This window comes from Citrobacter sp. CtB7.12 (assembly GCF_001297795.1).
Taxonomy (GTDB): domain Bacteria; phylum Pseudomonadota; class Gammaproteobacteria; order Enterobacterales; family Enterobacteriaceae; genus Citrobacter_A; species Citrobacter_A amalonaticus.
Genome location: NZ_LIFT01000016.1, coordinates 13,204 through 28,212, shown reverse-complemented (window position 1 = coordinate 28,212; position 15,009 = coordinate 13,204). Strand labels below are relative to the sequence as shown.

The window sequence follows — 15,009 nt, the reverse complement described above, 5'->3', positions numbered from 1 at the left end:
TCCCCGGCAATTTCTTCTTCTGCGGCCCCGATAAGGGCCGCTGTTTTACATGGGATCTTCAATGAACAATAACGATCTGGTCGCCAAACTATGGAAACTGTGCGACAACCTGCGCGATGGCGGCGTCTCCTATCAAAACTACGTCAATGAACTCGCCTCGCTGCTGTTTTTGAAAATGTGTAAAGAGACCGGCCAGGAAGCGGACTACCTGCCGGAAGGCTACCGCTGGGATGACCTGAAATCGCGCATTGGCCAGGAGCAGTTGCAGTTTTACCGAAACCTGCTGGTGCATCTGGGCGCGGACGAGAAAAAACTGGTGCAGGCGGTGTTCCATAATGTCAGTACCACCATTGAGCAACCCAAACAGCTGACTGAGCTGGTCAGCTATATGGACGCGCTGGACTGGTACAACGGCAACCACGGGAAGTCCCGCGATGACTTCGGCGATATGTACGAAGGGCTGCTGCAAAAGAACGCCAACGAAACCAAATCAGGCGCGGGCCAGTACTTCACTCCACGTCCGCTGATCAAAACCATTATCCATCTGCTGAAGCCGCAGCCGCGTGAAGTGGTGCAGGATCCGGCCGCCGGGACCGCGGGCTTCCTGATTGAAGCCGACCGCTACGTGAAGTCACAGACCCACGATCTGGATGATCTTGATGGCGACACCCAGGATTTCCAGATCCACCGCGCGTTTATCGGGCTTGAACTGGTACCCGGCACCCGTCGTCTGGCGCTGATGAACTGTCTGCTGCACGATATTGAAGGCAACCTCGACCACGGCGGTGCCATCCGTCTGGGCAACACGTTGGGCAGCGACGGCGAGAATTTACCGCAGGCCGATATCGTCGCTACCAACCCGCCGTTTGGCAGCGCCGCGGGCACCAACATCACCCGCACCTTCGTGCACCCGACCAGCAACAAACAGCTGTGCTTTATGCAGCATATTATTGAAACCCTGCGCCCCGGCGGCCGCGCGGCGGTAGTCGTGCCGGATAACGTCCTGTTTGAAGGCGGCAAAGGCACTGATATTCGTCGCGACCTGATGGACAAATGCCATCTGCACACCATCCTGCGTCTGCCGACCGGCATCTTTTACGCCCAGGGCGTCAAAACCAACGTGCTGTTCTTTACCAAAGGCACGGTCGCCAATCCGAATAAGGATAAAAACTGCACCGACGACGTGTGGGTGTATGACCTGCGGACCAATATGCCGAGCTTCGGCAAGCGCACGCCGTTCACCGAGCAGCACCTGCAGCCGTTTGAAACCGTCTACGGCGAAGATCCGCACGGCTTAAGCCCGCGTGAAGAAGGCGAGTGGAGCTTTAACGCCGAAGAGAGCGAAGTCGCCGACAGCGAAGAGAACAAAAACACCGACCAGCACCAGGCCACCAGCCGCTGGCGCAAGTTCACCCGCGAGTGGATCCGCAGCGCAAAATTTGATTCGCTGGATATCTCCTGGCTGAAAGATAAGGACAGCATCGACGCCGACAGTCTTCCGGAGCCGGACGTGCTGGCGGCAGAAGCGATGGGCGAGCTGGTACAAGCATTGGGCGAACTGGATGCGCTAATGCGCGAGCTGGGGGCGGGGGATGAGGCGGATGCGCAGCGTCAGTTGCTGAATGAAGCGTTTGGTGAGGTGAAGGCATGAGTGGGGGGAAATTGCCGGAGGGGTGGCAAACATCCAGCATAGGTGATTTATGCAAAAAAGTTACTGATGGTTCGCATAACCCCCCTAAAGCTAGTGAAATTGGGCTACCAATGATCAGTGCAAAAAATATTAACAATGGTTCTATTATTTTTAGCGAAACTCATAGAATTATCTCTGAAGCTGAATTTTGGGAAGAAAATAAGCGAACAAATATTGAAAGTGGTGATGTTTTGCTGACTATCGTAGGAACGTTAGGTAGAACAGCATTAGTACCACAGGATTTCACACCATTTACACTACAGCGTAGTGTCGCGGTATTATCAACCTCAGAATTAGAGCCGTCCTATTTTCGCTATGCATTAGAAAATAGAGATTTTCAGATTCAAATTCATGAAAACTCCAAAGGAACGGCACAAAAAGGGATCTATCTTAATGCTCTAAAAAAGCTCACGATTAATATAGCTCCTAAAGATGAACAAAAAATTATCGCCGAAAAACTCGATACGCTGCTGGCACAGGTAGACAGCACCAAAGCACGTCTTGAGCAAATCCTGCAAATCCTGAAACGTTTTCGTCAGGCGGTTTTGGCAGCAGCTGTAAGTGGAGAATTAACTAAGCACTTAACACAAACCAAGAAAAATGAAGTTACTTTAGATAAGATAGCAACAATAATCGACCCTCATCCCAGCCATAGGACACCCAAAATTGATGATGCCGGCATACCATATATTGGTATAGGAGACATTCAACCTGATGGTAAAATTAACTTTACAAGTGCGCGCAAAGTTTCAGTGGATGTATTCATAGAGCATAGGGCGAGATATACTTTAAACGAAGGTGATTTTATCTTTGGAAAAATTGGGACTTTAGGTAAAGCATGTGTTTTACCGATTGGATTCAAATATACATTATCAGCAAATGTTATCCTCATTCAGCCAATTAAAGACAAAGTATCATCAGATTATTTGAGATATTTTCTGTCTTCGCCACTAACTATGCAGGAAATAACACAGCAAGCTAACTCAACATCCCAAGCAGCGTTTGGTATTAAGAAAATGAGAGCTTTCAAGTGTAACCTTCCCTCTCTAGTCGAACAACACGAAATCGTCCGTCGCGTCGAACAGCTCTTCGCCTACGCCGACACCATCGAAAAACAGGTCAACAGCGCACTTACCCGCGTCAACAACCTTACCCAGTCGATCCTGGCGAAAGCCTTCCGCGGCGAGCTTACCGCCCAGTGGCGTGCTGAAAACCCGGATCTCATCAGCGGTGAAAACAGCGCCGCTGCGCTGCTGGAAAAAATTAAGGCCGAACGCGCTGCCAGCAGCGGTAAAAAAGCCGCGCGTAAAAAAGCGTAATGATGGTTATCAAACATCGCTGACTCGAGTCGTTTTAGCACTCCCAATTTTTAATTGGGAGTGCTAATCCATTAAGACGTCATCACCTCTACCAGCACATCCGTTGCCCAGCTTTCCTCGCTATTAAGGACTTTGCCCTCCTGGCAGGCTTGCGCCAGTTTTACTAGCTGATAAGTCACATCGTCAGTAAAGTCAAAGTTACGCCATGCATACGGGAAGTCGATACGCCAGTATCCCATTCCCTGGTCGAAGCGGATTTTTAACGTCTGACCATCTTCAAAGGTCACCGTCAGCTTACGATGATGTGGAATATCACGTGGCGAATCGAACACCGTCAGTTCTACCGCTCTGCCCATTGCCGCAGTAAACCACTGGTCGGCGAAATCCTGAAAATCCGCTTCGCTCATCCAGTCATGAGAGGGGCGATTTCCTGAACGATCTTTGGGCTTAAACAGAGTATCAAGCTCAAGCTCCGCGTCATCGGTCAGCTTTGTTTTTAGCGGTTTCAGGATCGCCCCCAGCAGTGCCAGCGCAACCGGGTTTTGCAGATAGCGATCGGTATAGTGAACGCTGGTGATTCGTTGGTTTTTCATCAGCGACTGTGCTTCTTCATGGCTGTTAAACAGCACGTCCCAGAAGCGTTGTCCGAACTGCGAAAGTGGACCATTTAGCTGTTTATGAATCTCTATGTCTTTGACACGCTCAACCGCGTTCGCTGCTTTCCCCGGCAAAACAAACTCGTTCAGTTTTACCGTGTTATAGCCGAGGCTGCGAACGACCAGTTCGTCATTCAGGTGCCAGCCTGGCCCTGGGATAGTTGCCTGCTGGCTGCGTGAAGCCAGCGTCATTACGCGATCGGCAAAGGCGATTTGCGCAACAATCGGCAATTCCAGAGCCTGTTCGCTATGACACAAACGCACGCCCAAAGCAGTAAACTGCGAAAGCTCATGCAACAGCTCCGGATCATCGACGCCAGCAGGAATGACAAGGTCGACCGCAACATTGTCTTTAATCCGGTAGTTCTGAATAGCCGCCCGGAATTGACGGGCATAAAGATCCCACTCATTGAGTGGCCCATTCATCCACAGTGTGAGTTTTTCAGCACCCTCGTTAATCGCCCGACGAAGGGTATCGCCAATGGCTCCCGGGCAATATCGGGCATCCGGTAGCGAGAATGTTTCATCATCCGGCAAACCGATGTAGTACGAGAAGTCATCACCAAGCCATGCCTGTGCCGCTTTACGATCCAGCAAATCGTGATCGTGGCGAGTCTGGGAGTCGAGGAGGCATTCACTGCATGCTGTATCGCAGTGGTGGCAACCCAACTGCTTCACCATTCCCCGCAGAATGGCCTCAATGTGCATCGGCGCACTGGATGCAAAACCCGCACCACCGCTAATCACATCGTAAAGTTGAACGGCTAATACCGATTGTCCATCTGCCAGTCTGACCGGACGCACGGCGTAGCCCAGTTCTGCCGCGGAGATACCCAAAACCCCGGCCAGCGCCTGACGTAGGGCAACCGCCAGAGTCATGGCAACAATCCGGCCTTCTTCCGTGCTATCCGGGAGATATTCACCGTTTTGCGGCTTGCGTAGAACCATTTCAAAGACATCCGTTCGCGCCAATGCCCCCAGCGTGACGTTCTTCATGAGCGCCGTCGAACCGGGGCAAATTAGACGTTGATTCTGGCTGTCGCGATCCGCTTTTCCCGGACGCGGCGGGTAGTGGGCTTCCATACTTTTCGGCGCATCGTTTGCGTTCAACATCGACTCTGCACGACCGCAGCTCAGGCAAAGTGCGTAACCATGCCCACCTTCTCCAAGGCTTTGCTGGAAAACATGCCCATCAGCGCCAGATGCCATATACCCCATTATCGGGTTCGGCAGCGGTACGGGTTCTGCTTTGACAAATACCCAGGCAGGGACAACCGGGATAAATTTCATGGTTTCAATATTGTTCGTCACCGGCGCATGCGCATCAGTTACAAACCCGGCTGGCTGCAACACCTGGCGACGATTATCCATGATGATTTTTTCACCACAGGCGCTGTTGGTGCAAAATAGCGTCCCGGAACTGCTCAACCCCTCTTCATAGCCTATGGTCCCGCATTTGTGACAGCGCCAGGCGCAATCCAGACGCTGGGCTTCATTGGTATCGGCATTAATATTGTGCCAGTGCAGTGAGACGCCAGCAGAGCGGAAGACCCGGCCATCCAGTATGATCTCTGCACCTGGTGCATATTCACGGATGGCAACGCCCAGGTTACGCGAGGGAAGTCCCTTATAACGTGACACATTATCTTCGCGATCTTTTTTATCCCGGCTTTTCTGTGATTTTTCACGGATATAGTCTTCCATAGTGAAGTTATCAAACGTCACCACATCTGTCGGGAAGCCGTATCCCGGCAGGAAAGTCCTGGCCGCCAGGTCACGCAGCAAATACTCGCCACAGTGTCGTTTTTTCTCCAGTTCTATGCGCTTGCGATAAGGTGTTTGTGGTTGCGACTCTCGCTCCTGGGCTACAAGATCGCGGTAGACGGAAAGCCATCGCTGCTGCATGAACGTAATCGCTTGGATTGTTTTATCTCGCAACAGGTCGGGTCTGGCACCATGTAATGCTGTGCCTTTCACCAGCCGTTCCAGCGCCGCGTCGATATCAAGAACCGGACGCTCAAGCCAGACTTTAAAGCGTTCACACTTTGATTGCCCGTCGTCTTCACCGAAAAACCAGAGGCTATCGAGACTGGTTTTTTCTTTATCCGTTTCGCCAATGACGTGACATAAAAAGTCGGACAGTAATAACGCATTAACGTGGCGTTGCACCAGCCGGGCGGAATTCATTGCCACCATCGGGGCTGGGATCATGGTCTCAAATGGCCAGAGTGGGTTGGCAAAAACCTGTTGATCGTGCGGGTTCCCTTTACATAGTGTGTAAGAGATCGCACGCGATTCCTGACTACGCCCGGCTCGCCCGGCACGCTGTAAATAGTTAGCCGGATGGGGCGGTACGTTGTTCATCACTACGGCGGTAATGCCACCGATATCAACCCCCATTTCCATGGTGGTGGAGCAGTTGAGAACATTAAGCTGTCCGTTTTTGAACATCTTTTCGTAGCTTTGCAAACGTTCTGAAGACTGCTGGGCAGAGTGCTCTGCAGTGCGGTAGTAGAAGCCACCTTCAACGACACGATCGTTGATATCCGTCCAGACGTTTTCCGAACGTAATTGTGCGATCAGTGGTTCTTTACTAACCCAGTCACGTACCTTCGCCAGACCCGGAGCGTAGTCTTCTTGCGAACGATCCAGCTTCCAGATTTCCGGCATGGTGACCTTTTGTGCGACAAAAGCGTCATATTGTGTCTTGGTAAGGTGTTCAAACGAAATGTGGGTGGGCAGATAAGGGGTTAAGCCTTTAAAGGCCGTATCCAGAATCTTATTGGTTACCGGACAAATCCAGGCATCTGTGATTAAAGAAAAAGTCATGTGCTCTTTTGGCAGATAGAAACGGTTACCATCAGGTTTCAGCACTGCAAGTGGCCCAGTAAGTTGGGTCCACGCTTCTTTCAGCCACGTATTGATAATATCCATCGTCGCCGTATTTACGGTTTTGAATCCTGCGCCAAGCATTAATAACTTCACTAAACGATGGGATATATTGCCATTACGAATTTGCGGCCAGCGTCTGTTCTGATTATCTTCGGGATCTTTTGTGTCCGGGTTACGGACGAATTTCGATGAAAAACGGCTACCAATCCAGTTTTTCAACTCATCGTCCAGTTGTGTGAAGTTGCTTTCACGTACGTAGAGATCCAGCGTAACCTTAAGAAAATCCTTCCAGTCATCCAGCGTCAGCCCTTTCTCTTGCCAATGCACCGGCATCTTATGGATCTTCTCCAGCCCCTGATAACCAACCTGAACTAATCCCTGCGTTTCCAGGCTGTTAGTTCGTTTGGGCCGGCGCATAAACTCCCGGAATAACAACATTTCAGAAAGCTTCAGCGGCCCGCCATTTTCATTGAAAATTTCAGGCTTCAGATAGTGGTTATATTGCAGAATAGGACCGCGAATATCGGCTTTCTCTTTAAGTTCATTAACCATTTCAATCCAGGTCCGCGAAACCAGAATAGTCGCAGCTTTGCCACCGGTCGCGGCCTGAATAGCCTGTTCAAGCTGTTCGGCTTGCGCTTCAGCCAGTTTTGCTTGTTCCGGCATTCCCCAGCTTCTATATTCTTTCGCCTCATGGCGGGCCTGTTTTGCCCTCGTCGCTAACTTTTCCAGATCGGCATTGGCATTCGGTGTTGCAGAAGTCTGTGTTCGTTGATGCCAGCTCAGGATTTCGACCACACTACCGCGTAAGCGGCTGCGCTCAGCTTCTTGCTGCATGCGCACCGCCATTCGGGCCGTTCCTTGCCGGCTGTCGGTAAAGGTAATAAGTCGACGGCCTCGACCTGGTAACGAATCAGGTCCGACGCCCTCTTTTCCTTCTTCACTAATAAAATCCTGACAATATTCCAGAACGGTTGGCACAATATTGGTGACGTAAAATGGCCCACCTAATAAGGCTCGGCGGAACGGTTGTTTTCCGCTCGCGCCTCTGTAGCCACAGCTACTGGCACTACATACTTGTTCAATGTCGTTAATAACCAGCGGGATGCTGTCATTGTTAATAACACCAATACGACGTGTCTGACGGTCCAGACGCTGTAGGGTATAACCCGCCTCGCTGGTCTTCTCTGCGGCGATAATGAGTGGGGGCTGAAAACGACTCTCTTTATCAACTTTTTCTTCTGCGGCATCATTTTCAATATGCACATCATCTTGCAAAGAGAACTCATCACCGCCTTTATTTTCCCATTGGACAAGTTTTCCCTTTTTGTCCCGCGCCAGAAGATGTGGCTCATTACATTCATTACAGAATGCCAGCTCGTAAACCGGGCTTCCACAATCGCAATTTTGGCGTTTGTTCACATACACATAGCCAAAAGGCCAACCCTTTTCCAGCGGGGTACCGTGCTTTAATCTGCATTCTTTATCAACACAGGCCCACACCCCCTGGGTATTGCGTTGGAATATGTGCGCCCTGACCTTAAGAAATGCGGGATCCTTAGTATTGGGTTGTGTGCCAGAGCAGACGTCAATCCAGCGCAACACATCCTGTTGGCTATAATGCTGTTTTGTTAGCGAGTTCAACCGCTGCGTCATATCATCCAACTTCATTGGATTCGATTGAGTAACTAACATTTCACGCAAGTAATGCGCTTCAGGTGAATGCGTAAGTGCATCAAAGCGCTCTGGGCTTACGCCCTTCATGTCTGTATCAGGGATTTGCTCAATTTCTTCTAACGGAATAAAAACGTGTTTGCATGGTTCCAGTTCCGGAATAACCCGGCTTCCGTCCAGTACGTCAATGCGCTCTTGCGGTATACCGGATAATTCAGAGAGGAATTTTTTTAATTGCTTTTCGGCATCGCTTCCGGCAATGGTTGCAGAGGTTGCTACAAAGCGAACATCATCTGGAGTCACACCAAAGGCCGTCATCACGCGGCGTAACTGCAGCGCCAGTTCAGCGGCCTGCGAGCCGACATAGGTATGCGCTTCATCCAATACGATCCAGCGTAATGATTTTTGTGATTTAGATTGCTGGATAATTGGAGCGTCGATCTGGCGGACCATCATATATTCCAGCATTGTGCCGTTGGTCACTAGAATTGGAGCGGGTTCTTCACGCATTTTTTCGCGCGAGAGTACTTCATTCGGTCTTTTTACCTGTTCGCTTTTCACTGCGGCGTGTAGATTTTCGGTATTTCCGTTGTAGAGGCAGTATCGGATTCCGGAACCAAAACCACGTGTCCAGGCGTCCAGGCGCTCACGTTGCGAATTAATTAAGGCGTTAAGTGGATAGAGGAAAAGGGCCCTGACGCCGATAAGTGGGTTGTTGCCATTTTCATGTAATTCCCGGTAGAGGTCTTCCAGCACCGGCACCATAAAACATTCGGTTTTGCCTGAACCCGTACCGCTGGTCACTACCACAGAATGTTTTTTTTCCAGCAGAGCCTTCCAACTGGCTAGCTGGTGAGTAAAGGGTTTCCAGTCAGCACCAAAACGATAGCGTCCATTGTTCTGATCATCCAGCGAATCAACCACAGCTTTACTGAGCAATGCCTTGCCTTCCGTCAGGCTACGCATCGTTTTGTTTGACGCTTTCCAGCCAAACATTTGTTGGAAAACGGGAGAAGCAAGGAATGAGCCTGATTTCCCACAATCGGCGCCCATTTGTTGCGCGAGGTGCTCACGCAACTGCGGGTTTGTGACCCCCATGATACTCAGTGTTGCTTCAGTTGAACGAGACAACGATTGTTCAATAAGTGACAAAAAATAGCGTGTAGTCATTCTTATCCCTTTTTATTTTTGAGCAAAATAACGCAACAGGCTGCACTGGAAGATGGCCTTAAACCAGCGGGAATCGAAGTCCCTGACCTGTCTCAGGAAAAATACGGCACCCGGTTTACGGTCAAATACGGCTTCAAAAGAGGTATTGCCGCTTGCTACAGCTGCGGCGAAGACGGGTAACCAGGCAACGGAATAGCGGTATTCTGCGTCAGGATTAATGCTGATCACTGGATTTTTTTGTGATGTCATCCAGCTATGCAGCCGCTTGCTGCCGTACTCTGGCCAGCGAGCTTCACTATGCTCACGTAAAAGCTCCTGATACCACTCGCGAATGAAGAACTCTGGAATGGGCGGAGGGAATTGTCCATAACTTAACCATTTCTCAATTTCGTCGGCATATGTCGGGAAAACGAGCCCCAATCGCTGATACAAGCTCTTCACCAGTAAATTCTGGGTTTCTTCCGGTGCACCCTTTTGGCTCAGGAACAATTTAAATCGATCGGCTGCGGTTTTGATTTCGAAGATGGGGAAGAACTCCCATAAAATAGGGAACTCATTTTCAATGCGGCTCAGATACTCAGCTGACATCTCAAATTTAAATAGCGACATCGCCAGTGCTCGTGGATGCTGTACTAGCGCACGCCAAACTTCAAAGGTTGCCAGCGGCAGATAACCAAATTGGTCGTACAGGCAACGCATAAATTGCCAGCCGGAATGAGCGGGATCGTTAGCCATCTGTTCAAGTACCAGTGTAATGGTATTAACTTCAGACTGGGGATTAAAAAGCTGGGTCGCTTTCTGCAATGAACGAATACTACTTTCATCCACAGGTAACGACGGTTCCCCACGAATGAAGCAGGGGCGAAACGCCATTTCCTCACCCTGTTTGGGGACGACTAACCACGGCCCATTTTTGTTAATAACCGAACTCAGTTCATATTCACCTGTCGGTACACCTTCGCTCATTCTTGATGATAATGGGGTGATTTTTCTCTCCGGCTCACTCAATAACATGATGACAGGTGAAGACATTTGCTCGGTACGATAATGGGTTGACTGGCTGATGAGAAGTTCTCTTTCATAATCATAGCGTAAACTGTATTTATAGCGGCGAATCTGCCAGCTCATTACAGCACCTGCGCCTTTGATTTGCATCTCAACAACCTGGTCAATTCCTGTCTCAAGAGACAGTAAGTTTTCAATATGCTCTCTCAGGCTGTATAAATTGAGTTCGACGGGGTGTTCCCCCGCGGTATAACACCATTCATGCCATGCCTGTAACCCACTTTTGGAACGTAAATGTAATTCCAGTGAAAAACGTGTCGGATCGCCATTTTTACCAAATAAAAAGGCTCTCGAACCCAGCAAATTATGCAGAGTAATATTTTTATCCAGAGTGCATCCATTTGCATCAAGGGCCAGGCAACCTTTTGCAGGGAAAGGTAGAGTCATCTCTACTGGGGCTGCACCCAAATTTGGGTAAATCTGCAAAGAGACAAACGCAGGAGGTATTCCTTCTGCTTTAAGTAATATTTCTGTTTGTCCTGCTGAGCGTTTGCGAGCAACCTCTAGTGTTTTATCTTTTAAGACAGACATGCAGGGATGTTGCGTTGAGATAACAATGGAACCTTCATTGGCTAGCTCACCACCCTTTATTTCAATGTTAAAATCTGCTGGCAAGATCCCAATTTTTCGACGCAGTAGAGTTTCATTGTGAGTATTTCTGACAGAAACATATTGCGTACCCATCATCTCTTGTACCTGACATTCATCTAACGATATGCCACTCAGGTAACGTTTGAATTGTATATCTTCAGCATTCAGGTTTTTCGCCGTAACTTTAGGTACACCAAGGAATGTTTCATCAGGATGGCAATTCCAGGTAACATGTTTTCCATAAAAATCAAATCCGCTCTGATTAGATTGTTCCCTCCCGGTGCGGATCCTGTATGTTTCATCTCCGGAAATGGTTATATCCTGGCGTCCTTTTACGGACAGTGTTCTGAGTCCTAATAACGACGCTGTACCTGGAGAGCCTTCACACCCTGAAATAGTGGTTTTTTCTTGAGGTAAGGCAATAAGAACATTGCTATTACGTACAGTACAAGAAGCTTGCCCTTGCAATAACCAGCGTTCCTCATCATCAACAAAAGTAAGTGGTACCTCGCCAACGGCGATTTCACTATCTTCAAGTTTTATGGTGCCAACAATCATTCCTCCAGTTCGTGCAACAATCGTTAAGCTCGCAGCTGGCTGGCGTCTGACAAATCTCGACTCACTTTTACGCAGGCGAACTTTGGCATGGGCGTTCTCCAGGGATGCATAGGCGGGGCCGAGACAGGTGACTTCTTCACCATCTTCATAAATGGCAAGTTCAAATCGCGTCGTTGAGGGAGTGCTGATGATTGGGAAGGTGAGTTCATCAGGCAGCGAAATTATCGCCTGGATTTGATTGGGATGGTTTTCCGACCAATAGAATTGACAACCGGAACCCTTATTTTTTTGTAAGTGGGATTTAGCCTCTACGGAGGCAGTACATAGCAACCCATTAAGAAAGCGAGTACCTGTTTCATCATCCAAAGGCATAGGGAACTCATCACGCCATTTTGGATGCACTTTATCAAGCTGCTTCACGGGTTCGGTATGATTGCTCAGGTTGTACATTAGAACCAGCGAGCTGAGTTTTTCCGCTATATGGCTGATGAGTTCTACAGAGGTGTCTTCGCTAAAAACAGTTGGCAGGGCTGATTTTTCTATGACAGTTCTTACTAGAGAAAGTATGGAAAATCCTGCCAGTTGTGCCTGCCCATATTGATTGAGAATCCGGGAGAATACATTCTGAAAATGGCTATCCGATTCTTTCAGTAAGCGGAACGGTAATCCCCCCTCACTGAACAATGTTCCGAGAAAATTACGTCGTTCTGATTCGTAAAATCGGATTGGGCGGTTCCAGTAACCTTCCATCCCTTTAGGGATAATAATCCTTAATTCAGTCGACGTTAATGATACTCCCAATGCTCTATATATAGGGTCCCACATCCAACCACAATGGCGCTCATAATCTCTGCGATACCATTCAGAGCAAAAAAGGACAAAACAGGCAGCGTAACCTTTATCATCGATATTACTCTGTACTTGACCAACTGCACGAAGTAGTTGTGTTAGATTATTGTATTCATCATTGGTCGCATGATATTCATATAGGGGACGGCTATCAGGTTGTCTCAATCCTCTACGATTAAGAAAGTTACTTAGCCAGGAAGTACATTTTACCCAAGAAATGCATTCTGATTGACTCAAGGCAAACTCCTTACAGACAAGCGAAAAAACCTTATAGTTTTAGTTAAAAAACAGATCAGATTACTCTTGTGTTGGTATAACTTCAACTACTAATTTTTGTGGGTGTATCTCGCAGGTGGTTTTTATTTAAATGATAACAAAAATTGATTGATTCCATCCTATTTATCGAGTTGTTTTATTATTTCAAATAAAAGGAAGTTTTACTTTGGCGTCGCTATGCACAATGACGAATAATTTATCTTCTATGATATAGAGCAATCAGGAGAACTATACAACCAGGAGTAATAAAAGTTGTATCATCAGTCAAGAATACATGGGGTTGATGTTTGCTGTGTATGCATTACATTATATGTATTGCAGGAGTATTTCTATATTATTATCAATGCGTTAAATGGAGATATATTCTTAAGCGCGCAGCGGAAGGGGTTACTGAACTAATAACCAGAGGCATCGTGTAGAAAATACCTATATGTTACTCATAATTTCAAGTTATGAGGCAATATACGCAGTGAGCAGGGATAGATTATTGCCTGCGTATAACTGCGCAGTATTGAGTAGGGTGCCTGTGAAACCGTTTATGGTGATATTGCCATGCGAAGTCAGCTGTACGTCTCCACCAGTCCAGAGCGTGCCTGAGGCGTTCAGCAAAAAGCTCTGTGCACTGAAAATACGGTAGTGTGTTGGGCATTGTTGGCAAAGTTACTTTCGTCATTCATCACTAGAACATTTCTCTGCATTACACCGCTGCTGGTGACTGTGTCTGTGTGTTTTTCTGGCGGCCAGTGTGCCTGTGTTCGTCAGCGCACTGATGAGTTTCAGCGTCGTATCACCGAGCGCCACCATCTGCCCACGACAGTTGAAGTCCTGCTTGTCGGGCAGCGCTGTCTGTACAGACGACTGGTGTCAGTCTGCACCAGTGACTCCCCTTTATCAGGCGAGCATTACCGTCTAGTGCGATAGAGGATTTTGCGTACGTGTAATGTTCCTTACCGCCAGATGACACGCAGGTTTGGTTCATCCCGGTGCGGGCAGACTGGCGGGTTTATCAAGTTAGAGCGTTTTAAGGGGGGGCTACTGGCAATATCTGGTGTCTTACAGTGAGCAGTGTCAGAGAAAGCCGGGAAGCGAAGGGGACTTACTTCGATAAAATTCAGAGGGAGTTGGTCTGATCAACCGCCTCGTGAGACCGCAATACGTTGCAGTAGCCAGTCTTCGACTTCACTTTGCTTCCAGCGGGAACTGCGGCCCAACTTGATCGGCTTTGGGAATTGGCCATCTTTTATAAGCTTGTAAAACCACTTGTCCGTAAGCCCTGTAAGCTTCGTGATGAATCGCATATCCACCAGTTGATCATCGAGCAAAGAAATTTGTTCTGTCATGATGCTGTCTTCCAGTGTGGGGTTGTCCTGAGCTGGTGGTTGATTACTCGTTACCACCAGCCCTTCCACATCAATGGATTAATACGTAAAAAAGTGCAGAACGTGAGTTACACCGCGCGAGGACGCCCCAGTCCGCTGGGCGACGGTACCTCACTGGCTCCGTAGTGATAGTGACCGTGTTTTTGCTCTTCTTTGGCGAGGTAGCTGATGATGTAGCGCAGGTTATCGATGGCTTCGGTATCACCGTAGTTCACCGGCCTATTAATACTGACTTCATAAGTGGGTTTGTACTCGCAGCGGTTGTAATAGCCTTCTCGTTGCGTTATTTCCCGCCATATTGTTCCCACTCTTTCAGCTATTGGGTAGGTAGCCTGGTTAAGGTGCCTGTCGAGATAGAACACGATATGGGCATGGCATCCGTGGTCTACAGAGTTCTCGAGTACCCAGTAATACCCTGCCAGATTTGTGTGCTGCAGAGTGCGTTCAACCAGCATGCGTACTTCTCGCTCAGTTTCGTTCCAGGAATGACGTTTATAGCGCTCTGTACCTTTCTGATAGAACAAGTCGAGTCTGAGTGCCTGTATTCGGGAGTACCGGTTCAGTAGCTGATTCAGGTGGTCATTGATCAGAGACAGTAGAAACCAGTTCATCGTGTATCTGGGATTAAAGGGGTAAGGTGTGTGCATTGATTCATCCTTTGTCAAATGGAGTACAAAGGATTGGGATGAGATGTAATTTTTAAGAGAAGTGAGGTTATGGCAGATAAAGGGAACTATGTATCTAGTGTGAGACAGGCAGGGTTGCTTGTTGGGGGAAGTAACAGTGAACAGAGTGGTATAGAAACAGGGAGTGCCCCTTAATTATACTAAAAACCCAAATGTTCATATCTGCTGTTGAACGATTCTAATGAGGTGAACAGAGGAGGATCG

At 48.4% G+C, this 15,009-nt stretch carries 6 protein-coding genes; 2 read left to right on the top strand and 4 right to left on the bottom strand.

Annotated elements, in window-relative coordinates; all coding sequences use genetic code 11:
• Positions 1-61 precede the first annotated feature (61 nt).
• Positions 62-1,651, top strand: a complete 1,590-nt coding sequence (hsdM, locus tag AOY24_RS17325) for a type I restriction-modification system methyltransferase (RefSeq protein WP_054177058.1) — start codon at positions 62-64, stop codon at positions 1,649-1,651.
• Positions 1,648-3,009, top strand: coding sequence for a restriction endonuclease subunit S (locus tag AOY24_RS17320; protein ID WP_054177057.1), 1,362 nt, complete (start codon positions 1,648-1,650; stop codon positions 3,007-3,009). The genes hsdM and AOY24_RS17320 overlap by 4 nt, the downstream gene beginning before the upstream one ends.
• Before the next feature lie 71 nt (positions 3,010-3,080).
• Here the strand turns inward: AOY24_RS17320 and AOY24_RS17315 are convergent, their stop codons facing one another.
• From AOY24_RS17315 to AOY24_RS17300, 4 genes are all read right to left on the bottom strand, one after another.
• Positions 3,081-9,401, bottom strand: coding sequence for a DEAD/DEAH box helicase (locus AOY24_RS17315; RefSeq protein ID WP_054177056.1), 6,321 nt, complete (start codon positions 9,399-9,401; stop codon positions 3,081-3,083).
• Between the two features lie 12 nt (positions 9,402-9,413).
• The gene (locus tag AOY24_RS17310; protein ID WP_054177055.1) at positions 9,414-12,701 is read right to left on the bottom strand and encodes an STY4851/ECs_5259 family protein; all 3,288 of its coding nucleotides are present in this window, start codon (positions 12,699-12,701) and stop codon (positions 9,414-9,416) included.
• A gap of 1,169 nt (positions 12,702-13,870) precedes the next feature.
• Positions 13,871-14,080 (bottom strand): AlpA family transcriptional regulator, encoded by a 210-nt coding sequence (locus AOY24_RS17305; protein WP_077266533.1) that lies wholly within the window; start codon positions 14,078-14,080, stop codon positions 13,871-13,873.
• Between the two features lie 107 nt (positions 14,081-14,187).
• A complete protein-coding gene (locus AOY24_RS17300; protein WP_054177054.1) occupies positions 14,188-14,766 on the bottom strand; it encodes an inovirus-type Gp2 protein in 579 nt (192 codons plus the stop codon).
• Positions 14,767-15,009: the final 243 nt, after the last annotated feature.